This is a genomic window from Anoxybacillus sp. P3H1B (assembly GCF_001560855.1).
GTDB lineage: Bacteria > Bacillota > Bacilli > Bacillales > Anoxybacillaceae > Anoxybacteroides > Anoxybacteroides rupiense.
Window position 1 is genome coordinate 264,399 of record NZ_LPUG01000009.1, and the last position, 26,970, is coordinate 291,368.

Genomic DNA, 26,970 nt, shown 5'->3' on the forward strand with positions numbered 1-26,970 from the left:
AATCCTCTCTCCTCTTTTGATCTATTTTGCTCGTTTATAAAATGGTGTAGCGACGACCTTCGCTTTTAAGCGTTTCCCGCGAATATCGACCTCTACCACCGTATCTACATCAGCCCATTCTGTTCGAATCAGCGCCAAGCCAATATTTTTCTTCAATGTCGGCGATTGTGTTCCTGTTGTTACAATCCCGATCCATTCTCCTTCTGAAAACACGTCATACCCATGGCGCGGAATGCCTTTATCAATCATTTCAATGCCGATAAGCTTTCGGCTCGTTCCTGCTTCTTTTTGTTGCTGCAATGTACTTTTTCCAAAAAAGTCGACTTCCTTATTCGTTTTCACAGCGAAACCGAGTCCTGCTTCAATAGGCGTGATGTCTTTAGACAGCTCTTGGCCGTAAAGCGGCAGGCATGCTTCAAATCGAAGCGTATCGCGCGCACCGAGACCGCACGGAAGCACCCCTCCCCCTTTTCCAGCTTCTAAAATCCCATGCCAAAGCGTCACCGCATCTTCTGCGCGACAATAAATTTCAAAACCATCTTCACCTGTATACCCTGTACGGGACACAAGGGCCTTTACCCCCTGTAAATCAACATCATCTTGGAAGCCGAAAAATCTCAGCGCAGATAAATCAATAGTCGTTAATTTTTGCAGTACACGCTCAGCAAGCGGTCCTTGCAAAGCAAGCTGTGCGATTTCATCGGAAATATTCACAAGTTCTACATCGCCGAAAAGGTGTTCATGGAGCCAATGAAAATCCTTTTCGATGTTTGCAGCATTAACCACGAGAAGATAATGGTCGTCCGCTTTCTTATAAATAAGCAAATCATCGACCGCACCGCCATTTTCATAGCACATAAGCGTATATTGTGCCCGGCCGTCTGCTAATTTCGAAACGTCGTTTGTCATCATTTTTTGTAAAAAGGCAAGGCTATCTTTTCCCTTCACCTCAAATTCACCCATGTGCGATACATCAAATAATCCCGCGCGTGTACGAACGGCTTCATGTTCTTCTTTAATGCTTGAGAATTGAACAGGCAGCTCCCAACCGCCAAAATCAATCGTTTTTGCCCCGTATTCGGCATACACAGAAAATAAAGGTGTGCGTCTTAGCATATAGAACCTCCTGTCTTAAAATACATAAAAAAGGACAGACGACTCCCACATATAAAAATGCAAAGAAGTCTCTGTCCTTTCACCTGAAAGTTTCCCCGCGTTTAAACACAGGTTTCCCCTTGGGTGGTTCACATGAGTGAACACTCTCCAGAGCTGCGTCAAGCAAGAGTTCTTTTGCCTGAGAGATTCGTGTTGCCACTTGCTCCTTCGGCGCTACAATTTGTAGTCTCTCCCCTTGCTCTCATTCGCCGGTATATAAAATTCGATAAAAATGGTCAAACTATAGGAAAAGCAGGAAAATAATTTTTTTAACTTTCTAATTTATTATTATACTACCATTAACATGCGCATAAGAGCAATAAAAATTCGCTGAAAAACAAGAAAAATAACCGAACTTTTTATTTCGTAACCAAGTAAATAATTAACAATTAACCGCATATTCAATGTTTCATAAATAAAAATGTTCGTTATTAAAGGAGAAGATAATGATGATCGAAATCGAATTTGATTCATCTTGGCAAGAATCATTTGTGGAACGAATCGAAAAGGATGGGCCTTGGGCTAGCTGGGAGATGTACCAGCTGGCATTAGAAGCTGCTGAGCATCTGCTCATTCCAGAGTTTGATGGCTTGCAAGCTCCTAAACATCTGCCTCATCTCACTCCTTTGCCGCATCAGTTGGAGGTTGCAAAGCAGGTGGTTGAACAAATGAACGGCAAAGCAATTTTGGCGGATGAAGTAGGACTTGGAAAAACGATCGAAGCGGGTTTGATTTTAAAAGAGTATATGATTCGCGGATTAGTAAAAAAAGTGCTCATCCTCGTTCCGGCATCCCTCGTTTCCCAATGGGCGATGGAATTAAACGAAAAGTTCTTCATCCCTGCCGTCCCGCAAAAAAAGAGTTACGTTTGGGAACAATGTGATGTCGTTGTGTCATCGATCGATACAGCCAAAAGAAGTCCTCACCGCGACATCATTTACGAGCAGCAATATGATATGGTCATTATCGATGAAGCGCACAAGTTAAAAAATAATAAAACAAAAAATTACGAGTTTGTCCAAAATTTAAAAAAGAAGTTTTGTTTATTATTAACGGCTACTCCTATCCAAAATCGGATAGAGGAAATTTTCCATCTTGTTTCATTGTTGAAGCCTGGACATTTAGGAAATGCCACTTACTTTGCTGAAACATATGGAAAAGAGCGGTCATTACAGACAGATGAGCATTTAAAAGCGCTTGTAAATAAAGTAATGATCCGAAACCGGCGTGCCAATACCGGCATTGAATGGTCGAAGCGCCATGTCGAAACCGTCATGATTGACTTTTCAAAAGAAGAGCGCGAACTATACGAAGCTGTACAAATGCTGAAATCTAATGGCGCTATGCTTAACAGTCAGTTTTCGCTCATCACGATGCTTCGTGAAGCTTGCAGCAGCCGCGAAGCCCTGTTTTTCACCCTTAAAAACATGATCAACAAATACGAAGGAAATATCCCTTCATATTTTCAAGCACTAATGGAAAAAATCAATGCTGTCACTGCCAATTCCAAGGCCGAAAAAGCTTTGGAACTCATTCGCCGCATTGATGACAAAGTCATTATTTTCACCGAATATCGAGCGACCCAATTGTACTTACAATGGTTTTTACAGCAAAATGGCATTTCTTCTGTTCCCTTTCGCGGAGGATTTAAACGCGGCAAAAAAGACTGGATGAAAGAACTGTTTAAAAATCGTGTCCAAGTTCTTATTGCAACTGAAGCTGGAGGCGAAGGAATCAATTTGCAGTTTTGTCATCATGTCATTAACTACGATTTGCCTTGGAATCCAATGCGCCTCGAGCAGCGAATTGGACGTGTGCATCGTCTAGGGCAAACAAATGATGTTCACATTTACAATTTCGCTGTTAGAAATACAGTAGAAGAGCATATTTTAAAGCTTCTTTATGACAAAATCCGCTTATTTGAACGAGTGGTTGGTGAATTAGACGATATTTTAACTAGAATGAATATGAATAACCTAGAAAATTATTTGCATGATATATTCTTTCATTCACACAATGAACGGGAAATGCAAATCAAAATGGAAAATCTAACTTCTATGATTGATTTGGCTGATCAACTAACAAAGGGGGAGCACTATGCAGCAAAATGACATTCAACAGTTTCTGAAACGCTATTTTCAAACCAACGATTGCAGCATTGTGGAAGAAACGGACGGCCATCTCACAGTCCAGCTATCCGTCGAATTAGATAAAGAACTGATGAACCGCCCCTTTTATTGGCATTATATTGAGCGGACAGGCGGCACGCCAGCACCGATGAAGCTAACGCTTATTACGAAGCAAAATGAGCAAACCCGCTCGCTCACAGGAGAGCGGCTTCATTTCGGATCACCTAGACTTCATCAAATTTTTCAGTCGGCGCAGCGCCGCGGCAGCTATATTCGTCTTTATGAACAGGCACAAGCAATCGGGCCATCTTCTATTCCGCTCCATCCTTGGCTTGGTTTAAATATGAGGATCTCCTATCAATGCGATCGAAAAAAAGACCAATTTTTATCTCTTGGCTTACATTTAATCAGCGGGGCGATTGTCGAACAATTTCACGAGAAGCTGCAGCGTCTTGCGCTGACTCCTAAAATTCCTGACTATTGCTTCACCATTTCGCCCATTATTAAACCAAGCAGCGGCATTGGAAGATTAGAGCAATACGTCAAACGAATCATTGACCAAGACGATCATACATGGGCAGAAGAAGCGATCGCACGTTGGCAAGAGGATAAGGCGCTTTTGGACCATTTTTATGAAGATATAGCGGAAAAACCGGAGTGCTACTATATTGAGGAAGAAGCGCTTGAGGAGCAATATAAGCCAAAAATTACCGTTTCTATTATTAACGGAGGGCTGTTTTATTTGCAACCGCGCACGGCTTAACTTGACGCTCTTCATTCAACTTAAAGATAGAGCAAGCAGAATCAGAAAAAAAGGAGGAAACCGTTTCAGCATTTGAAAAAATCACCGCTTTTTTCTTTGTCGTGTGAATGCGGAATATACCTCCAAAAAAGATGGCTTTTTTAAGAAAATAGAGCTCAGATTTGATATCTGAGCTCTTAGGCTGTGAACAAACGGTTTCATATCATGGCAAATATTAAGATGGTAAGTTACATCTATATGATACTTCTTTCGTCTACCATATGAGTCACTTCGCAATCGAGCATTTTTCTCGCTATGATTTTCTTCGCCAAAGAAGTTTAAGGGAAAGAGGAATCATTCCAAATAAGCGATATAAAATCGGCTCCTTTCCTTGCTTTCGCTCTTCCCGTCTTTTTTTCCGTTCTTCCTTTGGCTGATCCATGTAGCGCACCAGTTGTTGAGTAACAAATCGAACATAGTCATTGGCAGACATTCTCACACCGCCTTTTTTTGGCTATTAGTATTTCCATGGCGGATCGTTTTTAATCATTTTCGTGATTTCATCCACAATTTGTTCAATGCTTTGTCCCGTCGTATCAATGATCCAATCCGCTTCTTGATAATACGGCAAACGCTGCTGCCACAGCTCTTCTAAACCTTGACGGTGGTGCTGGGAAAGAAGCGGGCGCGTATCATCATGCTCCAACCTTTTCAAGAGCTCGGCAAACTCACAATGCAAATAAATTACCGTTCCTGTCCGCTTCATCCAATCACGATTTTCCTTTTGAATGACAATGCCGCCCCCTGTTGTCACAATGATCTTATCAAGAGGCAAGGCGCGCAAAAACTCCCTTTCATATTGCCGAAATGCCGCCTCCCCTTCTTCCGCAAAAATGCGCTTAATCGTTTTTCCGATCTGCTCTTCAATGTATTCGTCTGTATCGATCATCGAAAGGCCTAATCGCTTAGCTAAGCATTGGCCGATCGTGGTTTTTCCAGCTCCCATAAAACCGGTCAAATAAATTCGTTGCATCGTTCGTCTCCTTTTCTTTCGCTTTTTCTCAAACATACCACATCATCGCTGAATGGTGAACTCCCCTCTTGTTCGTTTGCTACGCTAAATGCCGCTTGAACTAGAACGAATGGTCTTTGAAAAATCAATAGACGACAATGACGGATTCATATGGCCAAGATCCAAACTGCGCTCGCTTTCGATCGACGAATCAGTCTTTGAAGCGGTTCACAGTTGGATTGCCTGCCTCTGCAAAACCAATGGTCACTCGATATGACGCTCCGACGATAAAAAGCTAAATGCTGTTCATCGCGGCCATTTGTTGGGACATCCTATTTTTTAATGATGGTAGCTTGATACCCCGAAAGATCGATCATGAGGCTTCCCCCACCTTCCCTTCGTTTGGGGGTGGGAGACTTCTCGGTAGATGGTGTTAAAGTAGAAGGCTGCATGTGTTTAGCCGACATCACCAAATATGTCCTATCAAAAGCTTTCTTTCCACTCAAGAAGCTCCAAATTGGGGAAAGAGACTGTAAATTCAGCCGTATAGCGAACCCCTTCATTGGAAAAAACAGAAACTTTTGCTTTAACTTGATCGTTGCTTAATTGCTGCCAGCTATATTCCGCTCTGCCATTAGGGTAAACAAACATTCCGTTGTTTGTCTGTTGAGTCGGCACATGGGATGCAATGCTCGCTTTGATGTCGGCAACAGCCATTTGCATTAATGAATCCGCCTCATACGATTGTTGCTCATCTTTAGCAAATTCCAGCTCCATTTCATATAAACACAGCACATGAAGCAGACAAAAGAGAAAGACACATGAAAACATGACGGTCATCGGAAAAATCATTCCTTTTTCATTTCTCACAGCCGCTTCACCTTTATTGGGAAAAATGTAGAAATAAACGCTGAATAACGTTTTCCGTCGTTCGCTATTACCACTACTTCTACACCATTTTCCTCCAATTTGTACTGAATGCTAGAAATAGATTGGAGGACAATTTCATTCCCTTGACCATTTACTCGCCGACGGATAAACGAGCCATATTGTTCCAAACAAACCTCTTCTCCTCCCCGCTTATACAGATACAGCTTTTCTCCATCGCTCGCAATCTGTCGAGACTCGCGCACCTCTTGCTTTAATTGCTGAAGAAGTACTTGCCATTCCAAACGATTAAACTGTGGCTGCTTCTCTGTCCGCAGCCAACGAATATCCAACAATATTGGAAAAAAGCTAACAATCAACAAAACAACAGATAGCACAATGAGCATCTCAATAATCGTAAAGCCGCGGCTTTGTCTCACTGTTTTTGTAATATCCACATCTTTCCGCCTTCCTTCCCATATAATCATGCCATTGAATGCAGATTTTCATCACTCCATTTTCGTTGTGACTTCGCAAAACCTTGTATTCTACTCCTTCAACCACAACGGCTTTTTCTATTACTGGCTCCTGATTTCCCATTTCTTTGTTCAGCAGCTGCTGGGCATGGCTCTTTAATGCTTGATTTTGCCGCTCCATCATCACTTGAGTAATAGCTGGTAGCAAGATAGCCGTAACAAACAATAAAAGAGACAGCGCTATAACGGTTTCTACTAAGGTAAATCCTTTACAGCTTTTGTGCATAAAATCTCCCTTTTCCAAGTAAAAATACAACTTTATAAACGGATGACCCCTTTTTAAAAAAGACGGTGCCTGATTTGTTTACATTTCCGTTCGGCAAAAAAGAAAGGGGGCTTTGCAAGGTTGCCAGCTCAATCATCCATGACGAAGGAAGTTGGCGTTCAATCAACGTCCTTCCGAATGTATAGCTTTCTGTAATCCGATATTTCCTTTGACCATTATAAAAGATGAGCATTACAGCTGTTTTATGAGTAAGTGCATATTGCTGTGCATACAACAAATCATCTGTCAGCTGCTCAATCACGTATTTCTCCTCACTAGCCTGCAAAAATTGATCCATATGCGGGATACAGACCGCTGTAAGAACGCCGATAACCGTTAAAACAACGAGCAGCTCGATTAGGGTAAACCCGCGTTTATTTCTCACCCTCATGCACTTCCCCGCTGCTATCGATATAAATGGTGCGGCCGTTAGGGCATTTATTCGATTTAATATAATTTCCATCAACAAGCTGTCGGATAGTTGGAAGTGTATCATGCTCCATCTGATAGGCCTTAACCTGTGCTTGCACGGTTTTAACAAATGCTTCGCATCCTTTATCGTTAATCATTTGGTTATGCTTGACGATATTGGGAATGGCAATAAGCAATAAAACTGAAATCACCATCAAAACGATAAGCATCTCGATCAATGTGAATCCTTTTTCTTGCATCATCGGTTCCTCCTTTTTCACTTATTCATCGCTTCAAACATCGGCAGCAAAATCGATAAATACATCAAAACGATGAGTAGCCCAATAAACGAAAAGAGGATCGGCTGAATCGTACGTGTCCATTTTTCAAGTTTCTCTTCCAGCTTTTCGAGCACTAGCCGGCTATAATGGAACAGCTCCATCGCCAGCTCGCCATTGGATTGACCGTGACGAATGACAAGCCCTAATTCCTTCTCGTAATAAGATCGGCTGCCAATCATCTCCTCTAATCGTTGTCCTTTAACCAGCTGTTCTTTCAACGCTGCGCCTTCGGCTCTCAAAAATGGAACATTTTCTTGCTTTTCAAATACTTGAAGCGCTTCATAGACAGATAAGCCGCTGTTTAATAAATGACTGAACTGCAAAGCAAATAGATGGGTGTGATATAACATGGAAAGATGACGAACAAAAGGGATGCGAAGATATATTTTGATTTGTTCGATCGGAGGCAGCTTTTTCAGCCAAAAATAGTAACCGGCTATCGCTGCGCCAATAAGAAATGAAAGAGCAGTGAAAACAGAGGGGAAAATCGAAAAAAGCTGAAGAATGATTTGGGAAAACGAAAAGCGATGAGAATCCAAAGAGGATGACAACTGCACAAATTGCGGAAGAAGCAATTGCTGAATAAAGGCAAGCATGATCGCAACCGCACAAAGAAGAAAAAGAGGATAGCGAGCTGCTTTGCGAATTCGTTGCCAATAGCGCGCCCTGCTGAGCAGTAATTTCCCTGCTTCCGCCAGTCCTTGAGCTAAATCTCCGTGCTGTTCAGCGAAAAAGATCGATCCTACCGCTTCCGAATGAAAAGAAAGAGCTTCTAGCACTTTATAAAAAGCGAAACCGGAGCGAAGAAGGGAAAGAGCGTGCTGCAAATCGCGACGGCGCAAAACGGGCTGCTGGATTTCTAAAAATTCTATCGCCTGAGATAAGGAGTAGCCTTTTTCAAGAAGCTGACCTAACCGCCATAAAAATTGTCCCTGCTCTTGAAGCGGCCATGTTTTTTTACGCATCTTCTATCATCTCTCTTTTGAAAACGGAAGGTGATAAAAAGCCGAGCGCCACTCCTTTTTTCATCATGTGCTGCAGCGTGCGATACCGATACTCCACCTCTTCGCCTCTTGCCGCTTGAATCGCTCTTGCCAGCGCCTCTCCATGCAAACATTCGTAAACGGCCGCTCGTCTGATCTTCCTTTGCCGGCGGCAAAAAGCCGAACACGCTTCTTTGCAAAATGGGCACATCAGTTCAACAAGGCGTTGGGCTGTCACAGCCAGCATCGTTTGTTCGATTTCCCGCCAAGAAACGCCAAACTCCAATAAGCGATAAATCGCACCGATAGCATTTTTTGTATGCATCGTCGATAAGATTAAATGTCCTGTCAAAGCGGCGCGTACCGCGATTTTCGCCGTTTCTTCATCGCGGATTTCGCCGACGATCACGACATCGGGATCATGGCGCAAAATCGCCTTTAGCCCTGTTGCATACGTGATCCCCGCCTTTTCATTGACCTGAACTTGCAACATATTTTCGATCCGTTTTTCCACAGGATCTTCCAAGGTAATGACATTGCGCGGCCACTTTTTCTGACATGCTGCTAACAGCGTATATAAAGTGGTCGTCTTTCCTGAACCGGTCGGTCCCGTAAAAATAAGCAAACCGTGGGAATGATGCAAAAGCGACAGCAATATTCGCGTTGTGCTTGGAAATAAAGCAAGATGTGAAAGAGGAAGAAGTGAGTTGTGAGGAAGGAGACGAATCACGAGGCTTTCATCATGAAGCGTCGGAAGCGTAGATAAGCGCAAGCTGACATGAACTCCGTTTTGAGTGATTTCCATGGCTCCGCTTTGCGGGCGACGCCGCTCTCCAATATCCATATCCGCCAAAAACTTAAAATAAACAAGCAGCCGCTCGTATAACCCCTTTTCCAGCATGTCCTTCACAACGAGCGCTCCATCCATGCGGAACTGGATGAGGGCATCATCTCGTCTTGGAACGATATGAATATCTGAGGCACCGATTTCGCTCGCCTCTTTTACGAGACGATCCGCTAATTGTTCAATTTCGTTCATCCATTCACCCCTTTTCTCTTAGATAGAATCAGCACCAAATTATAAATTCTCCATTTTTCTACAAATTCCTGCATCTTCATCTAAAAAATTTTTTCATCCTTTGATTGATGTGGAAGCAAAATCGTGAATAATTTATGAATTTTGCATCAATAAGACCATTAATTACTATAAATATCATTCCAATGGAAAATTAAATGTAATATAATAGAAATAGCATCCGATTGTGTAGGAGTGAATAACCATGGATCAAGTTTTAAAAATTACAAATGTATTAGCTGATCCAACCCGGTATCATATCTATGAATACATTACGAAAAAACACAAAGAAGTGTCCGTTCAGGAAATTGCAGAGGTGTTCAGCATCCATCCAAATGTGGCACGGCTTCATTTAACAAAGCTGGAAGATGTGAACATGCTTGTTTCGGAGACGCAAAAGACTGGAAAAGGAGGACGTCCAAGCCGGCTATACCGTTTGTCGGAGGATGTGATTCATCTGCATTTCCCGTTTCGCGATTATCAGCTTCTTGCCAAAATCGCGATTCAGACAATGATGTCATTAGGGGAACAGGGGAAACAGGCGCTATATGAAACAGGAAAAAACTTTGGAAAAGAGATGGTTCAGCAACGCTTTCCACATGATCGGCCAATCGCCCATTTATCATTTGCCGAAAAAGTTCAGCTTTTAAAAGAAGCGGCTGAAGCCGCTGGATTTTATCCTTCGTTTGATTATAACGAAACAACGCAGAAAATTTATTTTCAAATTTTTAACTGTCCATTTAAAGAGATCGCTTTGCATCATCCACAAACGGTCTGTGGCATGCATCATGCTTTTTTGCGCGGCATGTTTGAAGCGCTTTTTGATAACGTGGAGCTAATCGAACTTGATAATATGGCAAACGGATGCGATTCCTGCTCTTATCGCGCAGAATTCGCATCCGCTTGCGAATAAATGCGCTTGGAAGGCCATCGTTTCATCCGCTGCGGTCGGCCTTCTTTCCGAAAATTGAAAGCGCTGTTTACACAGCTATAATCTGTACATTATAATATGTAGAGGCAGCTATTAGGGCAAAAAGGAGGGATACATAAGATGGACCGCATGTTCCGTGTTTTATCGTTCTGGACTGGTATTTTTGCAGTAATGTTTTACCTTGGCCATATGCATACCACTTCCTTGATTTTCTTCGGCCAAACGCTGTTCTTCTTATTGTTAGGCTACTTAAAGCTGACAGAGCGGATGTACATCTATATTTTTGGTGCATACTTAACGATTTTCTTCGCGGCCTTTACGTATTGGACCACATTTATGCTTGTGCCCGGAGTAGGGGAATAACCTACAAAATGATAGACAAAGCCAACCTTGGCTTTGTCTATCATCATTTTCACCCTCTTCATGGACAGTGATGGTTTCACATCAAACTGGTTTGAACATGCTTGGTAGACAAAAAACGCTGCCGAATGAAGACGCGAATCAAACCAAAACGAACGAGGTCCTTGACAAAGGATGAAAGCGTTTGTCAATAGTCTGAAGCGATGGAATTCCATCGCTTTTTTGCGTGGCGGCACTTATAAAAAGCTAGGCTCCACCCAAATTTTCTCCCAATCCATTTGGAGATTTTTCTGCTGAATCATCACTTGGAAAAATGCGCTCATCCCTTCATCCATCATCAGCGAACGAATCGCTCGGTTACGCTTGCTTTGTTCTGAAAACGGGTCGCTGCCATCATGCTCCTTTAATTGTGTTAATATTCCTGCCGCCAATAAAAAACGATCCTGCCTAATGGTTTGCACCCATTCCCATCCAGCGATATTTCCATACATTCTCAGGGCATCCCATTGGATATGAGCGGTTAGATCCATTTGTCCGGGATAAGCGAGAGGATCTCGGATAAGCCGATGTTGATAATACCCCCTCAAGCTTCCTTGATGACGGGCGGGGTTTGCCCATTCTTCATCGGTGTAGCCATAATCGACAGTAATCATCACACATTCCGCAAATACATGAGCATTTTCTAATAGAAAAGATTTCATAGCAAGCGGAACTTCCAATCGTTGCCCTTCTTTTAGAACAATATTTCGTTCCTGCAAATAAACGATAATCTGTTCATTTTGCAACATATGCGGCTCTTCTACCAGTTCATTCTCACGCAAAGCGACAAACAGCTCATATATCTGTCCCTTTTCTTTCTTTATCACATGCACAGGAAGCGCATCAAAAAATTCATTGCTAAACATAATTCCTGAAAACGGCGCATGCTTTTTACAAAAATCGTCAAAATGCCGGTACTGTATCACTCTTTCAGCGAATTCTCCTAGTATTTCTGCTTGCCTTGTTCGCTGGTATGGACTAATTTCAATGAGTATATAGGTTAATGATTGGTAAGTATGCGGTGATTGATTTTTCCATTCCTGCAAAACAGCACGAGCAAAAACCCCATCTCCCCCGCCGAGTTCGCAAATACATGGAGGAATGCGCCCCGTTTCCACTAGTTTAATGAATAAAGACGCAAATAATGTGCCAAACACACTCGATACATGGCTGCTCGTATAAAAATCACCATGACGGCCAATTTTTATACGCTCGTTCATATAATAGCCATGCTGTTCGTCATATAAAGCTGCATTCATGTAATCGGCATATGACATTCGTTGATTTGGCGATGCCTTAAGCTTCTCCAACAAAAAATTACACATTTTATTTTCTCCTTTGGAGTTTTTCACTATTGACATAGTGAAAATATTATTATATTGTTATGATAGTAGCTTAACTATATCCCCTCCCATTATATGGATAGAACATCCCCCAAAGTCCCTTCTCAATTATTGAGAAGGGCTTTTTTTATGAAGCCCTTTTAAAAACCATGCAAAAATGGATTGGTGTCCATTTCCGTTCCAATGGTTGTTTCCGGTCCGTGTCCCGGTAATAACGCTGTTTCTTCCGGTAAAACAAGCAAGCGCTCATGAATGCTCCGCATAAGCTCTTCATAGTTTCCTCCTAGTAAATCCGTGCGCCCGATGCTTCCAGCAAATAATACATCTCCCGAAAACACCGCTTCTATCTCAGGACAATAGTAGGAAACACTGCCTGGTGAATGCCCTGGCGTTTCCAAAACCTCCAAGGCAAATGAGCCGATCGTCAACGTTGTTTCGTTTTGCAAACAATGTGGCTCATGTGCAACCTGCACCTTCTCACCGATAAAATAGGCAGATCCATTTAATGATGGGTTAGAGAGCCAAGCTTTTTCTTTCTCATGCAAATAAATCGGAAGCTTCCATCTGATTAGCAAGTCATTGATCGCTCCAATATGGTCAAAATGAGCATGTGTCAGCAAAATCGCCAACGGCTCCCATCCTTGCTGTTCAATCGAACGGATCAGCTTCTCCCCTTCGCTTCCGGGATCAAAAATGAGGCACGTTCCATCAGAGTGAGATAAAATATAGGCATTAGTTTCCAGTGGTCCAAGCGGAATGCGGTTCCATTTCATAAACATACTCCCTTCATTCTTTATATCCATCATTTTACTCTACCTCTTTATTTGTTACAATAAAAAGAAAAAGAAGAGGGAATCATATGATAAAGCGATATGCGCTTTCGCCGTTCGAACAAATAAACAGCACGATCCTTGATCAAGATGAGGAATGGGTCATTGTTTCACAGCTCCCTAACTTGATCTCCAGCTATGAAACGCTTTTTGAGCTGGAACAGCCGACTACCACTACATCGTTGTTTAGCGATTATGGCTTTCTCTCAGCAAATGGGCGCTTCTACCTGTTTGCATCTTTGGTCACTGCCTTTTCCATTGTGGATGGCGATCCTTTGGAAATCGACATGTTTCTGCTTCAGCTTGAAGAATACATGATTGCCCAAGAGTCAACAGGCACCATCATCTATTGGATCGATGGGCAATATGAGGAATTGCTGGTGAAAAACGCAGCGGTCTACCATGTTGTTATTCACATTTTCGACCTCGACAAAATGGGAAAAAACGATTAAAATGTAAAGTGATTCTTCATTTCTTTACATACAGTTTTACTTGCGAAAAGGGGGGTAAGTATAATGGGATTGGTCATCATTTTTGCACTTGTGACATTGTTAGCGCTTTACGGAATTGTACGTTCATTGCGTCAAAAGAATATACTTGCTTTATTATTTGGTTTAGGAACAGCGGCTGTATTCGGCTGGTTTACCATTATGACCGTCATTCATCACGGATTTCCAACGGGCACACATTAAAACAAGAACAGGTTGTAGACAAAGTCAAAATCGGCTTTGTCTACAACCATTTTTACGCGGTCTCTATTCAGGTGATATGTCCACACGAGACGGGCTTGAGTTTTTATTTTCGTTTAATTTTTCGCGGACACTTGTCACTTTTTCAGCCATGCTTCGTTTTTTATCGCGTCGGTCATCAATTCGTATATTGGTCGCTACCCGCTGAATTCCATTGGAAAATGGAACCTCATGGATCGCTTGAATGACTTCAAACAATACGGAAAGCTCCCCTTCAATGATCGTATTCATTGGCGTCAGCATAAAATCAATCTTTCCCTCTCGTTTATACACTTCCAACACTTTTTGAATTTCAGCTACATACTCACTTACGCTTGGTCCTTGCGTTCCGATTGGAATTACTGTTACATCAACAATGGCCATTTGTCTAGCTCCCTTTATCTCAGTTTCTTTTTCTACCTCAATTATAATCGGAGGAGCTTCGTTTCTTCAACTGATGGCCAATAAGGAAAGCAGCATTTTTAAAGCATGCTCTTTAATTTGTCCGAACTGTTCGAGCGGCAACGGATTGACTCCTTCACCCAACTCAACCGTATAGCCTGGACGTTTCCATTCTTGAATAAACCAATCACGATAACCGGCATGGCTATCAATATAACGGACTGCTTGATATCCGCTCGCTTTTGCTAATGCGTTTACAATCGGTTCCGCGTCTTCCGGTTCCCAGCCTTCATATCCCCAATAAATTTCTTTTCCTTGGGTATGAAACGCCACTATTATTTCAAAATCACGATTGTAGGCTAAATCTGCCATGGCTTTCGCCTCAGGCTCTGTCAGAGGGGAAAATCCCGGAAAGTCGCGAGGGGCAGGTGATTTCGGGATTTTTCTGGCTTGTTCTATTTCCCATTTAGCTGGAAACTGATTGTTTAAATCGACTCCGCGAATATTCGCTTTCCATTGCGAAAAATCTCGTTCTCCTTGATTGATCCGCAATACTTCGCTTCGATATGGTTCTTGATTTGGCGGTCCGTTCAACACTAAATCTACTCCATCTGGATTGACCATCGGCACAATTGACAATGTTACTTTTTTGTAATAATCCATTAGCGTATGTCCAAACAAGACATTTCCATTTGTCAATGCCAGTACATACTCATTAATAAATGACATAATGGCCGCCGTCGTGATCCATTCATTCGCATGAAAGGAGCCATTCAAATGAATTTTTTTCGGGCCGCATCCAATCGTCAACTCTATGATCGGCTGCCCTAATACACTTGTTCCAATTACTTTTTGTTTAATAAAGGGGTAATGTGTGCATAGGTCGTCAATATCTTGTTTCATACTAGCAAAATCATACGGTTTTTGTCCATTAACCAATGTCGCCTCAATCCGCCGGGGAATTCGTAATGGAAGACGGTCATCGTTCATTCGCTGCAGCACTTCTGTAGGCAGCGAAGCCGAGCAGGCGATTTGCTCCAGTGTTTCTGATGTTTGACTATGATACGCGACGACATCATATCCTGGAATTTGAATGATTTCACCATCATGCAATTCATTACTTACATGCGGATTTGCTTCCGCTATTAACTCGTGCGGAATAGCCAGCCATTGGCTATACATATGCAACGTATCGCCTTGTCGGGCACGAATCATCCGTTGTATCGCCTCCTTCATTTCTTTCCTTCTTTTCAACATATGATGGAGTGAAAAGAAAATGACCGATAAACAAGCGCAGGCCCCATTCCATCATGAATGGGGCCTGTAGCGCTTTCTGTCTAATGAGTTTTGACAGTTACCGTTCATTCACCATATTGATTACCACCCGAAGACAATAAGTGAAGCAATTAGATTGGGAGCCACGAATTTTTTCAACCGACAAACTACATTTAGATATAACATAACCAGTGTGTGGATCATCCAATCAACCCGATTGATACGCTAGATTCCTGACTTTTCTGCCGTAGTCGGCAAGCGACTACTCGTTTTCCGCTTTTTCATTATAAAAACGGAGTAAATCTCCATATATAATTTTATCGGAATAATCAAGTTCCTGCTTCACTTTTTCCGCATACGGCTCGCACTGTGAGTTATCTGTTTTCAATCCTGTCTTTTTATCATAACAAGTATTATCTTTATAAACATAATCTTTTGTAACAAAGCTTCCATCTCGCAATATCGCCAAATTTAGCTTGTCTTGAGCAAACAAATCCTGACCAAAATGAATATCATTTTTCGTGTCAATTCCTAATAAATGAAGCAAAGTTGGCTTCACATCGATTTGTCCCGCTACTTTCGAAATGACTTTTGGATGCTGATCGGTCACCCCTGGAATATGGATGATTAAAGGAACCCGCTGTAATTGAACATGGTCGACAGGAGTAATCTCCTCTTTTCCTAAATACTGCGCCATCGCTTCATTATGGTTTTCCGAAATGCCATAGTGATCGCCGTATAAAATAATGACAGAGTTTTCGTAGAGCCCTTCCTTCTTCAGCCATTCAACAAACATTTTCAGCGACTCATCCATATAACGAACCGTCGGGAAATAGCGATTGACAGTCCGATCATTCGACGTATACTCCGGCACCATTCGATCCTCTTCCTCTAATTCAAATGGAAAATGGTTAGTCAGCGTAATCAGCTTAACGTAAAACGGCTGCGGCAATGTTTTTAAATGCGCAACGGATTGCTCAAAGAAATGCTGATCCTTTAATCCCCAACCTACCGAATTTTCTTCTGTCACATGAAAATCATCCAAGGAAAAATATCGGTCATAACCAAGCGAATGGTACATTACGTCGCGATTCCAAAAACTTTTATTATTAGCATGAAATACGGCGGTATAATAGCCCTTGTTTTTTAGAATTTCCGGAGTGGCATGGTATTCATTGGTCGCATGAGTAAAGAAAACCGCGCCGCGTCCAAGCGGATACAAGGAGTTTTCAATTAAAAACTCCGCATCAGATGTCTTCCCTTGTCCTGTTTGATGATAGAAATGATCAAAATAGTAGCTTTCCTTGATAAAATCATTTAAAAACGGAGTAATCTCTTGTCCATTGACCTGGTTATTGATCACAAAGCTCTGCAACGATTCCATTGACACAATAATCACGTTGCGGTCTTTAGCGATGCCAAACAATTGCTGATCTGGTTCCTTTTCATTCGCGCGAATATAGTTTTCAATTTCAGCGAGCTCGTTGCCATTCGCTAACACTCTTTGCGCTTTTGTCTTCGATTGCAAAACGGCATCATAAATTAAATAGTTGTACATGCCGATATTTTTGACCAGCATTTTTCTGTCAAACGTTCTCGTTAATAGCTCCGGTCTTTGTCCTTCTGCAAGATCGAGATTCACTAAAACAAGCGCGGTCAATATTAAAAAGTAAGCAGAGCGTTCTGTTTTTGTCACGCGCTCAAATGCCACAAACGACGATTTTTTCCAAACCAACCATGCAAATAGAGCAACATCGACAAACATCAATAAATCAGCAAAGTGGAACAACTCAAACACGCTATTCCCTAAATCCCCTAAATTACTCGTTTGAAACAGTACGGGAAGCGTAATAAAATCGTTAAAAAATCGATAGAACATTACATTAATATACAACAAAACGGTGACTAAAAAGCTAATGGCAACAATGTAGCGGTTGCGCCATTTTTCTTTCATAAATAAAGCAAATCCGAAAACAAGCAATAAAAAGCTTAATGGATTAATAAATAAGATAAACTCTTGAAGCGATGACTCAATTTCAATATCAAAGCTAGTTTTATAGACAATATATGTCTTCAGCCATAACCAAACTATGGCGATCAGCAAAAAGCGATGCTTTCTGATCATTTTGTTCCATCCTTTCTTCTACCAGAAACAAACCATAAAATGGATATTATTCCTATTTTCCACCATATATCTTAATATTCTTTTGACAAAAAGGCAACTTATTTTTGTTATATGGCCGATACATAAACTTTTTGCAACAACTTCCTATAGATGTAACTCGACACGTTCATTTTTGTATAAATAGAGGGTAAAAACTGTTTGTTGACAGTCGAACGATCAAGCAATGCTGCTTCACAGAACCATCCATGGGCCTGAAAGCGATAGGGCTCAGAACCTTCCGGACATATTTTTTCAGTTTGATATAGAGAGCTAGTCATTCAACCCTTCCAGAGTCGCGACAAAACTTTTCATGCTAGCAGTCTATTAGCCATTTGACTCGCAAGCCACATTTCTATGTAAAAAGGGCCTTTCTGAAGGTACTGCATGCATCATGGATATACGTTTGTCACCAAGAAAAAGTTTCACTTGGATTTGTTCAATCATCATAATAGGGAGATGCGTCCATCTTTGTTCCAAAGTGAGCAGGGGATGATCTGATTTTAACAGGGAGCCGATCGTCGAGAAAATAGGGATTCTTCTTCTGGGGATTACCCTAACGCTTGAACATAGAAGCTTCTCTGCTCCACAACGAAAATGGTCCTCAACGTTCCTTTGGGTGATTTGATCGCTTAGTATCCGACAATTCGAGTGCTTTCGTACTTAGGATATTTTGTGCATGAAAAAATGCTTGGTTTTCGCACGCTTTTTCTCCAGACACCCCATATATCCGGCGAACAAAGAACATGAGCGATCGAATATAGCAAAAATCGGGGTGATCGCCCACCGAAATTTATCTCTCCTTACCATTTTTACACGCTTAAAAAGGGAGACTTCTTTCCTAAGTGGGGATTAGGAACAATAGAAGCTCCCTCTGCCTTTATGAACCAATCGTCCGTTTTATCAATAAGGTCTAACCTTATGTTTAGTTTTGTAAGATGGCAGGTTGGAGAGTTCCATTCGCTTTATCCGTTAGCATTCGTACTTTCTAAAAACTGCTGCACCATTTGAACACATTTCGTTTTATCATACCCGTTGTAAAAACTGACGGAAAACTTCACAGGATCACCGAAAAAAAAGCGTTCATAAAGCGTTTGTCTTGTTCCAAACGCGCTCATGGTCATATCCCATGCCAAGCGAAACAATTGTACCCGATCTTCAGCCTCCAGCGTCGCTGCCTGTAAATAGCGATCTAAATCTGAACGAATAGGAGAAGCAAAATCCTTTTCTGTCGGCAAACAAACGAGGCCGCTGGCGCCAAGCAATTGAACAATTTCTGCAAAACGCGGATACATTCGCGGATATAAAAAGGCTGACGCAGATAACGGTTCTAGGGCAGGAATCATCGTACCGCGGCGATCTGGTTTCGCCTCCCTTTCTGATGCCAGCAGCAATGCCTTTAACGCTTCTAATGCAGCAGCAATTTCACTTGCTTTTTCTTTGACATGCTGATATTCCCCAATTTGAATTGATTCAATCAGCAAATGCACGACCCCAAGAAAATATTCCGTCTTGACTACTCTCCTGGAAAGTACCTGATGCAAAAGCATCGCCGATAAATGGCTCTCTGTATACAGTTCTTTAGCCAGCCATGCATTTTTATATAAAAATACACGGTCCCACGGTACAAGCACATGATCAAAAACAACAAGCGCATCCACTTCATCAAATCGCGAACTTAGCGGATAATTAAACGCCGACGAGCCGCCTGCAAACGATGGGCGACAAATAAACTTTAATCCTGACGTGTTTGTCGGAAGAGAAAATGCGTAAATATACTCATCACCAATATAATTGCCGCCAGCAGGCAAAACGAGGAGCTCATCCGTGATTCCTCCCTGAGTAGCCAAAAGACGCGCTCCTTTTAAGACAATGCCATCGGCTGTTTCATCGACGACCTTAGCCGCCACAATCTCCTCATTATCTTCTATATAACCAAGAGAACGGTTTTTCTGAGGATTAATAAACGTATGTGTAAAAGACCAATCATGTTTCATTGCTTGCTCATATAAATGACGTACATGCTCGCCATACTCAGGTCGTTGCTCCGCAAACATATCGGCAGCAGCAGCTAAGGCCATGACAGCTGTATTCATGTAGTCAGGTGATCTTCCCATCATGCCGGCACTGATTTTCGCCCACTCCTGAAACATGAGACGTCTTTTTTCCAAATCCTCTTTTGTCGTCGGACGCAAAAAAGAAGCACCTACTAATTCGCCGTTTGGAGCCCGGAACGTAAGAATGTGTTGCTTATCTGGATGATGCTGAGCATCATACAATTTCGCTTGACTGCGCATAATTCCCGAGAAAGCTGGATGCTCAGATCGTTTCCCCGTGACGGGGGTACCATCGATCCAAACATCCGCCTGCTGATTGTCAATCCTTTCAATATACTCGCTTCCTCTAATAATCCCCATGGTTCTTCCTCCTTCTGGCCGCTGCCCCAAAATATTTACGAGTATTGTATGCTCAGAAGGATGTACGAGTGATTTCACCATGAACCATCATTCTATTTTTATGGAGAGATCGCTCATTTTACTACATGTCAGCCGTTCTTTCCCTTCGTCTCTTTAAAATGACGAATAAACTTGGCCATGCGGTTCATATAAGAAAAAGGCTGATTGCATGAAACAATCAGTCTTTTATGCTGCTATAATAAAAACGCTTGTTTGGCCAGCCAAGCACCGCCAATCACTCCAGCATCATTGCCGAGCGTTGCCGTAACAATAGAAGCTCCCTCTGCTACACGAGGAAAAGCAAAACGTCTAAAATAATGGCCGGTATGCTGAACTAATATGTCACCAGCTTTGGATACACCGCCGCCAATGACAATTTTTTCCGGATTCAAGGCATTGGCAACATGAGCGAGAGCCAGTCCCAGATGAAAGGTGACAAAGTCAACGATTTCAAGCGCCAATCTGTCATTGGCTTTAGCTGCGTCAAATACATCTTTGGCCGTTACATGTTCTGCTTGCCGCAATATACTATCAGCTTCGCTATTGGTCAGCTTTTCTTTTGCGATACGCACAATTCCTGTTGCCGAAGCGATCGTTTCTAAGCAGCCCGTTTTTCCGCAATTACAAGCAGCTCCTCCGTCCGGGATGGAGGTAATATGGCCAATTTCACCACCTGCACCATTCGTTCCGCGCACGATTTGACCATTGGCAATCACACCGCCGCCAACTCCTGTCCCAAGCGTGACACAAACTAAATTTTTTGCGCCATTCCCTGCTCCTTTCCACATCTCGCCAATGGCTGCCATATTAGCATCGTTATCCACAACAACAGGAAGCGATGTTTCCGCCTCAAGCAGGTTTTTCAAAGGGTAGTTTTTCCAGCCAATATTGACTGTCTCATAAACGACTCCTGTGTCTCCTTTGATAGGACCAGGCGCCCCCATGCCGATCCCTAGTAGCTTCTCTCTTCCTTGACCGTGCTTTTCCAACCTTTGATCAATTGCTTTAGCAATATCAGTAACAATATGTTTTCCGTGATCAGTATGATTTGTATCGATTTCCCATTTATCAATCATTTCCCCATATATATTGATAAACGCCATTTTAATTGTTGTGCCACCTAAATCAACACCTGCTAACCATTTTTCCATGTTCTATTCATCCCTTTTTCATTCGTTTTTCTCGTTCCATTTGTGCCTCATGCCTCACGATCAACAGCGCCATTTGGTATTCCTGCACATCAATCAGCTGCGATTGATATAGCTCCTTTAGCTCCTCCTCCATTAACTCTAAATCAGCTACCCGATCGCCTACATAAATAATCGTTCCAAACTTTTTTAAAAGCTGCTGAACATCATAAACCGTTTTCATCTTTTCACCCGCGCTATATGTTATATATCGTTTTTGTACATATTATAAATTTATAAACAAACGGAGCAAGCCGTCAAGAAAGGAAACGATCCCTACTATAAAAAACATAAAAGAAGGCTTCAGATTGTAGAAAAAGTCACTTTTGGCTTTGCCGGTCATTATTTAAATTAATTATGATTTTTCTATATCAGATTCGCTTGAAAATGCTTGGTTAACAAGAAACATAGACGAGGGAAGATGCAAATCGAACAAAATGTAGGAGACGAGCGAAACCAGTAATGCAGAATGAAAGCGTTTATCAACAGTTAAAGGCTTATCTTACGAAAAGATAAGCCTTTTTATCGATCGGGATCACGCGGATGCAGCACGGTCGGTCTTCGATTTTTTAACGGAATAGGAGAGCGGATCAACACGTCGCGCATCGCCCGGTAGGAAAACGGAATAAAGGGCCATAAATAAGGAATCGTAAAGGATTTCATGCGCGCTAGCATCATAACCCACAACGTAATTCCAACGATATAACCGTAAACGCCAAATAAAGAGGTAGCAATGAGTAAGCCAATGCGCACAAGGCGGTTCGCCAATCCCAGCTCATAGCTTGGTGTCGCAAATGTACCAATCGCTGCAATAGAAAAATAAAGAACGACTTCATTGGAAAAAATGCCGACCTCTACAGCAATTCCCCCAATCATCAGAGCCGCCACAAGTCCCAGTGCCGTCGCTAAGGAGGAAGGCGTATGAATCGCCGCCATTCTTAGCATATCAATACCGAGTTCAATCACAATGAGCTGGGCAAATAACGGAAGATCTCCTGTACTTGCTTTCCCAATAAAGGAAAGGGCACTAGGCAGCTGATCAGAATTAGTCATCGCCCAATACCATAGCGGCAGCAGAAAAAGCGAGGCCCAAACAGCTAAAAAGCGGACCAAGCGCAAATAGGCGCCAACAATGGGTTTATTGCGATACTCCTCCGCATGCTGTAAATGGTGCCAAAATGTCGCTGGCATAATCAAGACACTGGGTGAGCCGTCAACCATGACCAAGACATGACCTTCATATAAATGAACGGCCGCCGTATCTGGCCGTTCCGTGTACCGGACAACCGGATAAGGATTCCAATGTCGTCCAGAAATAAATTCTTCAAGTGTTTTTTCTCCCATTGGCAGCCCATCTGTATCAATTTTGGAAATCGATTCCTTCACACTACGAACAATTTCCGGATTTGCGATATCCTCAATATAACAGACACAAATGTCGGTTTTGGATCGCCTCCCTACTTGCATATATTCCATACGCAGCGTTCGGTCGCGCACTCTCCTTCTCGTCAACGCCGTATTAAAAACAATGGTTTCGACAAAGCCGTCACGTGCGCCGCGGACCACCCGTTCCATATCCGGCTCTTGCGGTCCGCGAACCGGATACGTGCGAGCATCAATCAAAATAGCATAAGCGATCCCATCAATCATTAATGCCGTAGGACCTGAAAGCACTCCATCGACAATTCGATTTAAATCATCCGTCTTTTCTAATTCAACATAAGGCAAATATGTTTTTAACAATTTCTCGATCGGACTTTCCTGAAGCGCTTGTTGATCAAGGGTTGCTAAAAACTTCATGATATAGTGCAAGATATCATCTTTGACAAATCCATCAATCATAAAAAAAGCCATGCTGCGTCCTGCATATTCTACATCTAAATGAATAACATCAAAACTTTTGCCAACACCTAGACGCTCACGCAAATAAGCAACATTTTCAGACAATGATGTGGAAATAGCCCGCTTTGTTCGTTCCATCGTTTTTTCACCTGCACGATCTCTCATTTATCCTCCAGCATTGACAGACGCGCGAGAATTCATACATATTTTCCAAATTCTCTGCATATACATTGGTGAAAACTTGTCCATATTATTGGAGGAAAAATATGAAGCGAGCACTTTTTTGGATGATCCCTCTATTTGTCACACTATTGATAAGCCTTTATCTTTTTCCGTTTTCTTTTGAGAATCCATCACAAGAGGCCATCACTTTTTTTCCTATTGACCAAGAGGCTAGCTTTCAGCAAACCGCAACCGTTTTACATGCTCGGTCGCCAAAATCGCACCATTCATATTCCCTTTCTTGGACGGTCTCTTCTTCTTTAAACGAAAAAGTGTATTTGCGGCAAGATATTTCTTTGCTGTTTGCAGATGGACGTTTAATGGGGACTTTGTCTAAATGGAGAGAGGCTGACCAATCACTGCGGCAAGAACGGTCCTTTCAGTCGACCGATAGTCATTTTTTCCAAGCGATTTCTTTTCACTATGGAGAGATTCATCGCGGAGACACTATTACGAGCAGTCAAAAAATGAGTGGCGATCAATTATATGTCATTGCTTCTCCATACTCTCCATTTACTTCTTTCCGTCACGCCAAAACAGCAAATGAAAAAGAATGGCAGCGAGTATTAAATAAAGCCTCCTCACAGCTTCTTGAATATACAGCTAAAGCAATGATTGAAGAAATAGGGGTTAATGAACGACGCTACTATCACTTGTATTTGCCAGAGCTGCTTTCCTATAACGAGCAGCCGTTTCCTGATCTTTCGCAAGCAAAAACCCAAGCCATTATCGGCAATCTATGGGAAGGATTGTACAAAAACTATTTTTTAGGAATCAAACAAAAGGACGGATCGATTATTTCGCCAATTGGAAGCACCGTTCCGCTTCTTTTAATAAGTAAAGACTACTCCCATTTAATTGTTTTGACGAAAACGAAAAATGGGGAAACTGTGCAATTGCGCCAGCATATTTCCCCATAATCTTTATCCTTTAAATCCCATATATAAACTAAAAGAAAGCAATGACAATGTCACGAGAAACGAAAGCAATTGCTTGCTCCATGAACGATGGCGCGGCAAGTGAACGATATTGGCTGCCAGAAAACCACCAATCAAACCACCGATATGTCCGGCGTTATCAATCCCGGGAATCAACAGTCCCAACCCTAGATTAAGCACGATTAATCCTATAATATTAGCCCCCATTGTTTGAAAGAAAAGATGGCGGTATACCGTACCAAAATAAAGAAGGGCGCCAAATAAGCCGAAAATCGCTCCAGACGCTCCTGCGGAGATGGAAGAGGTGAATAAAAAACTGCCGACTGTTCCGAAGAAGCCTGCCAACAAGTAAATAAACAAAAAGCGCCAAGAGCCATATAAACGTTCGACCACGATTCCTAAATAATATAGCGCCATTGTATTCATTAATAAATGAAGAAAACCAATATGTAAAAAAACCGGTGTAATCAGCCGCCACCATTCCCCCGATTGAATCAGAGGGTTAAACTTTGCTCCATATTGAATCAGCACAGCAGAATTCGTGCTGCCTCCTTTCCATTCAAGAAAAAGAAACATCAATACTTGGATCGCGATTAATGCATAGACGATCCGTGGCTTGCCGTGCTCCATCAGGCGCTTCTCTTTTTCTTGCCTTTCTTTTTCTAGGCGGAAGACATGCCTTTGGATAGACTGGATCGCAAACTGGGGGGCCATGTCGTGTTCGATCGCGGGCAGCGAAACGGGAACATGGATGATTTGGCTTATGTCCTGCAACGCTTGCATCTGGTTGGCTGAATGAACCAATATCGTATGTAAGCTCGAATGCTCAGTGGGTTCCTTCACGATCCATTCCCAATCATCAACCGGCGGATAAGCGGAAATATAGATATTCAAGATTGGAAGCGAACGGCGTAAATGCCGTTTTTGCAGCTGTTCAGCTATCTGGCGCGTATATTCAAGATCACGTTGGAGCCAGCTGCTCCAATCGATATCATACCGCACAAGCCGAATAAGCGGAGCGCCTTTATGCTCGAAAGACTCTAACCATATTTCATGAGGCGCATTCGATAATTTGATAATTCGATAGCGGTTTTTCACCAAAAAGTATACGAGCTGCCAATAAAACAGATCCACGTTTCCCTCTCCCTTTCATATCGTTAAAAACCACGTGCTATGACGAAAAGCTTATTTTTTAGCCATTGTACCATAATTAATGAAAAACTTGCGAAACAACTGCTTTGCGAACAAATGGAATGCTCATTCCTGCACGCACAAGCAGTGTCTGCAAGGGACGAATGCTCAATGCTCCATTCAGCAACCGATAACGATAGCGATACAGGAAAATCGCAGCGATTACAGCCGTAATGGCATATATCGTTTTATTCACTTTTTTCGCCTCCCATTCATGATTTCTCTATTCTTTTTCCCCAAAACCGATAAATTATAAAACGCATCCTTTATGCTTTATGAAGGATGCGTCAGACTATGGATAAACGCTTTCATTCTGTGACACTGGCCCCGTTCGTCCACTCACACTCATAAGCGTCTTTTGTTCGATTTGCGTCTTCATTCGACTACGCTCATTTTCTGCCAAGCGTTGTCCAGCCGGTCTGCAAGTAGAAATGTCACCATGAACGGATGTTGCATAAATCTCCCTCACCTACTCTCCGTTAAGAGATAGGAGACTTCTCGGTGGACGATGTTAAAATAGTTGTAGACAATGTCCAAATGGACATTGTCTACAACTAACACAGCTTTCTTATGAAGGATGCGCTTTATTTCCGAAAAAAGGGTTAAGAACATTTTTTAATACCGTGGCTGAATGGGAGAATTTCGCTTTTTCCGTTTCTGACAGCTTTAACTCTACAATTTCACGGATGCCGCCGCGATTGACGATGGCTGGAACGCCGATATAAATATCCGCATGGCCATACTCACCGTTTAAATAAGCAGATACCGTCAGCACAGAATTTTCATTTTGTAAAATCGCCTTTGTTAAACGGGCAAGACCCATGGCAATTCCATAATAGGTTGCCCCTTTGCGCTCGATAATATGGTAGGCGGCATCACGAACGTTCGCAAAGATTGTTTCTAAGTCCTCTTGCTTATACTGCTTGCGCTCACGAATAAACTCTGTTACAGCTTTTCCGCCGATATCTGCATGACTCCACACTGGAAGTTCGGTATCGCCATGCTCACCAATAATATAAGCATGAACATTTCTGGCATCCACTTGAAAATATTGTCCGAGCAAATAACGGAAACGGGCTGTATCTAAAATCGTTCCTGAGCCAATCACCCGTTCATGCGGAAGCCCTGAAAACTTCCATGTCGCATAGGTAAGAACGTCGACAGGATTTGTGGCAACAAGAAATATTCCGTTAAATCCACTTTTCATGACTTCTGAAACGATGGATTCAAAAATTTTCATATTTTTATGAACTAAATCTAAACGAGTTTCTCCCGGCTTTTGGTTGGCTCCAGCCGTGATGACAACAAGGTCGGCGTTTTCGCAATCACGATAATCACCAAACCATATTTTCGTTGGTGAAGGAGAAAACGGAAGACCGTGGTTTAAGTCCATTGCATCCCCTTCCGCTTTTTCTTGATTAACATCAATTAACACAAGCTCTTCCGTAACGCCTTGATTGAGCAAAGCAAATGCGTAACTTGAGCCAACAAAACCTGTTCCAATTAGAACAACCCTTTTTCCTAAATGTGCCATCTTCGCTTCTCCACC

Annotated in this window: 29 protein-coding genes and 1 riboswitch; of the genes, 7 read left to right on the forward strand and 22 right to left on the reverse strand. The window is 42.3% G+C overall.

Annotation, left to right across the window (positions count from 1 at the left end; all coding sequences use genetic code 11):
* Positions 1-21: 21 nt before the first annotated feature.
* On the reverse strand, positions 22-1,116 hold the full coding sequence (gene gcvT, locus AT864_RS01650; protein WP_066145810.1) for a glycine cleavage system aminomethyltransferase GcvT: 1,095 nt from the start codon (positions 1,114-1,116) through the stop codon (positions 22-24).
* A gap of 156 nt (positions 1,117-1,272) precedes the next feature.
* A riboswitch (glycine riboswitch) is annotated at positions 1,273-1,361 on the reverse strand.
* A 243-nt stretch (positions 1,362-1,604) separates the two neighbouring features.
* On the opposite strand from gcvT, the gene AT864_RS01655 reads away from it, so the two are divergent.
* Positions 1,605-3,266: a DEAD/DEAH box helicase gene (locus tag AT864_RS01655; RefSeq protein ID WP_369815481.1), complete on the forward strand. Its 1,662-nt coding sequence runs from the start codon at positions 1,605-1,607 to the stop codon at positions 3,264-3,266.
* The gene (locus AT864_RS01660) at positions 3,253-4,047 is read left to right on the forward strand and encodes a YqhG family protein (protein WP_044744502.1); all 795 of its coding nucleotides are present in this window, start codon (positions 3,253-3,255) and stop codon (positions 4,045-4,047) included. Before AT864_RS01655 ends, AT864_RS01660 begins: the two co-directional genes overlap by 14 nt.
* A 292-nt stretch (positions 4,048-4,339) precedes the next feature.
* Here the strand turns inward: AT864_RS01660 and AT864_RS01665 are convergent, their stop codons facing one another.
* The 9 genes from AT864_RS01665 to comGA all read right to left on the reverse strand — a co-directional run bounded on the left by AT864_RS01665 (position 4,340) and on the right by comGA (position 9,480).
* Complete coding sequence (locus AT864_RS01665) at positions 4,340-4,519, reverse strand: YqzE family protein (RefSeq protein WP_044744503.1); 180 nt, start codon at positions 4,517-4,519, stop codon at positions 4,340-4,342.
* A gap of 24 nt (positions 4,520-4,543) precedes the next feature.
* Positions 4,544-5,059 (reverse strand): shikimate kinase, encoded by a 516-nt coding sequence (locus tag AT864_RS01670; RefSeq protein ID WP_044744504.1) that lies wholly within the window; start codon positions 5,057-5,059, stop codon positions 4,544-4,546.
* 462 nt (positions 5,060-5,521) lie between these two features.
* Positions 5,522-5,908 (reverse strand): competence type IV pilus minor pilin ComGG, encoded by a 387-nt coding sequence (gene comGG / locus AT864_RS01675; protein ID WP_066145817.1) that lies wholly within the window; start codon positions 5,906-5,908, stop codon positions 5,522-5,524.
* Complete coding sequence (comGF, locus tag AT864_RS01680) at positions 5,905-6,363, reverse strand: competence type IV pilus minor pilin ComGF (protein ID WP_231734572.1); 459 nt, start codon at positions 6,361-6,363, stop codon at positions 5,905-5,907. Before comGF ends, comGG begins: the two co-directional genes overlap by 4 nt.
* Complete coding sequence (gene comGE, locus AT864_RS01685) at positions 6,314-6,667, reverse strand: competence type IV pilus minor pilin ComGE (protein WP_066145820.1); 354 nt, start codon at positions 6,665-6,667, stop codon at positions 6,314-6,316. The genes comGF and comGE overlap by 50 nt, the downstream gene beginning before the upstream one ends.
* Positions 6,651-7,097 carry a competence type IV pilus minor pilin ComGD gene (comGD, locus tag AT864_RS01690; RefSeq protein WP_066145823.1) on the reverse strand — a complete coding sequence of 149 codons (447 nt, stop codon included), beginning with the start codon at positions 7,095-7,097 and terminating at the stop codon, positions 6,651-6,653. The genes comGE and comGD overlap by 17 nt, the downstream gene beginning before the upstream one ends.
* Positions 7,081-7,377, reverse strand: coding sequence for a competence type IV pilus major pilin ComGC (gene comGC, locus AT864_RS01695; RefSeq protein ID WP_080862312.1), 297 nt, complete (start codon positions 7,375-7,377; stop codon positions 7,081-7,083). The genes comGD and comGC overlap by 17 nt, the downstream gene beginning before the upstream one ends.
* A gap of 17 nt (positions 7,378-7,394) precedes the next feature.
* On the reverse strand, positions 7,395-8,423 hold the full coding sequence (gene comGB, locus AT864_RS01700; RefSeq protein ID WP_066145828.1) for a competence type IV pilus assembly protein ComGB: 1,029 nt from the start codon (positions 8,421-8,423) through the stop codon (positions 7,395-7,397).
* Positions 8,416-9,480 (reverse strand): competence type IV pilus ATPase ComGA, encoded by a 1,065-nt coding sequence (gene comGA, locus AT864_RS01705; RefSeq protein WP_066145831.1) that lies wholly within the window; start codon positions 9,478-9,480, stop codon positions 8,416-8,418. The genes comGB and comGA overlap by 8 nt, the downstream gene beginning before the upstream one ends.
* 241 nt (positions 9,481-9,721) lie before the next feature.
* Here comGA and AT864_RS01710 point away from each other — a divergent pair, with 241 nt between their 5' ends.
* Both AT864_RS01710 and AT864_RS01715 read left to right on the forward strand, forming a co-directional pair.
* Positions 9,722-10,429, forward strand: coding sequence for a metalloregulator ArsR/SmtB family transcription factor (locus AT864_RS01710; RefSeq protein WP_066145834.1), 708 nt, complete (start codon positions 9,722-9,724; stop codon positions 10,427-10,429).
* Positions 10,430-10,567: 138 nt separating this feature from the next.
* Positions 10,568-10,810: a DUF2626 domain-containing protein gene (locus AT864_RS01715; RefSeq protein WP_044744513.1), complete on the forward strand. Its 243-nt coding sequence runs from the start codon at positions 10,568-10,570 to the stop codon at positions 10,808-10,810.
* Between the two features lie 233 nt (positions 10,811-11,043).
* Here the strand turns inward: AT864_RS01715 and AT864_RS01720 are convergent, their stop codons facing one another.
* The gene (locus tag AT864_RS01720; RefSeq protein WP_066145837.1) at positions 11,044-12,171 is read right to left on the reverse strand and encodes a class I SAM-dependent methyltransferase; all 1,128 of its coding nucleotides are present in this window, start codon (positions 12,169-12,171) and stop codon (positions 11,044-11,046) included.
* 158 nt (positions 12,172-12,329) lie between these two features.
* Positions 12,330-12,962, reverse strand: a complete 633-nt coding sequence (locus tag AT864_RS01725; protein WP_066146540.1) for an MBL fold metallo-hydrolase — start codon at positions 12,960-12,962, stop codon at positions 12,330-12,332.
* Between the two features lie 86 nt (positions 12,963-13,048).
* Here AT864_RS01725 and AT864_RS01730 point away from each other — a divergent pair, with 86 nt between their 5' ends.
* Positions 13,049-13,471 (forward strand): hypothetical protein, encoded by a 423-nt coding sequence (locus AT864_RS01730; protein ID WP_066145840.1) that lies wholly within the window; start codon positions 13,049-13,051, stop codon positions 13,469-13,471.
* Between the two features lie 63 nt (positions 13,472-13,534).
* Positions 13,535-13,711, forward strand: a complete 177-nt coding sequence (locus AT864_RS17410; RefSeq protein WP_044744516.1) for a DUF2759 domain-containing protein — start codon at positions 13,535-13,537, stop codon at positions 13,709-13,711.
* 63 nt (positions 13,712-13,774) lie between these two features.
* Here AT864_RS17410 and AT864_RS01735 read toward each other — a convergent pair whose 3' ends face one another.
* The 7 genes from AT864_RS01735 to AT864_RS01765 all read right to left on the reverse strand — a co-directional run bounded on the left by AT864_RS01735 (position 13,775) and on the right by AT864_RS01765 (position 23,208).
* The gene (locus AT864_RS01735; protein WP_044744517.1) at positions 13,775-14,131 is read right to left on the reverse strand and encodes an MTH1187 family thiamine-binding protein; all 357 of its coding nucleotides are present in this window, start codon (positions 14,129-14,131) and stop codon (positions 13,775-13,777) included.
* Positions 14,132-14,197: 66 nt separating this feature from the next.
* Positions 14,198-15,364, reverse strand: a complete 1,167-nt coding sequence (locus AT864_RS01740; RefSeq protein ID WP_066145843.1) for a M14 family metallocarboxypeptidase — start codon at positions 15,362-15,364, stop codon at positions 14,198-14,200.
* A gap of 322 nt (positions 15,365-15,686) precedes the next feature.
* Entirely contained in the window at positions 15,687-17,549 is a 1,863-nt protein-coding gene (locus AT864_RS01745) for an LTA synthase family protein (RefSeq protein ID WP_066145846.1), read from the reverse strand.
* Positions 17,550-18,550: 1,001 nt separating this feature from the next.
* On the reverse strand, positions 18,551-20,002 hold the full coding sequence (hpaB, locus tag AT864_RS01750) for a 4-hydroxyphenylacetate 3-monooxygenase, oxygenase component (RefSeq protein ID WP_066145849.1): 1,452 nt from the start codon (positions 20,000-20,002) through the stop codon (positions 18,551-18,553).
* Between the two features lie 233 nt (positions 20,003-20,235).
* A complete protein-coding gene (locus AT864_RS01755; RefSeq protein ID WP_066145852.1) occupies positions 20,236-21,192 on the reverse strand; it encodes an ROK family glucokinase in 957 nt (318 codons plus the stop codon).
* Positions 21,193-21,199: 7 nt separating this feature from the next.
* Complete coding sequence (locus tag AT864_RS01760) at positions 21,200-21,412, reverse strand: YqgQ family protein (protein ID WP_044744522.1); 213 nt, start codon at positions 21,410-21,412, stop codon at positions 21,200-21,202.
* A 338-nt stretch (positions 21,413-21,750) separates the two neighbouring features.
* Positions 21,751-23,208: a spore germination protein gene (locus AT864_RS01765; protein ID WP_066146543.1), complete on the reverse strand. Its 1,458-nt coding sequence runs from the start codon at positions 23,206-23,208 to the stop codon at positions 21,751-21,753.
* 128 nt (positions 23,209-23,336) lie between these two features.
* On the opposite strand from AT864_RS01765, the gene AT864_RS01770 reads away from it, so the two are divergent.
* Positions 23,337-24,212: a hypothetical protein gene (locus AT864_RS01770; protein WP_066145854.1), complete on the forward strand. Its 876-nt coding sequence runs from the start codon at positions 23,337-23,339 to the stop codon at positions 24,210-24,212.
* A gap of 3 nt (positions 24,213-24,215) precedes the next feature.
* Here AT864_RS01770 and AT864_RS01775 read toward each other — a convergent pair whose 3' ends face one another.
* The 3 genes from AT864_RS01775 to AT864_RS01780 form a co-directional block, all read right to left on the reverse strand.
* Positions 24,216-25,364: a rhomboid family intramembrane serine protease gene (locus AT864_RS01775; RefSeq protein WP_066145857.1), complete on the reverse strand. Its 1,149-nt coding sequence runs from the start codon at positions 25,362-25,364 to the stop codon at positions 24,216-24,218.
* Between the two features lie 76 nt (positions 25,365-25,440).
* A complete protein-coding gene (locus AT864_RS18060; protein ID WP_197430989.1) occupies positions 25,441-25,617 on the reverse strand; it encodes a hypothetical protein in 177 nt (58 codons plus the stop codon).
* Between the two features lie 372 nt (positions 25,618-25,989).
* A complete protein-coding gene (locus AT864_RS01780) occupies positions 25,990-26,955 on the reverse strand; it encodes an L-lactate dehydrogenase (RefSeq protein ID WP_044744525.1) in 966 nt (321 codons plus the stop codon).
* Positions 26,956-26,970: the final 15 nt, after the last annotated feature.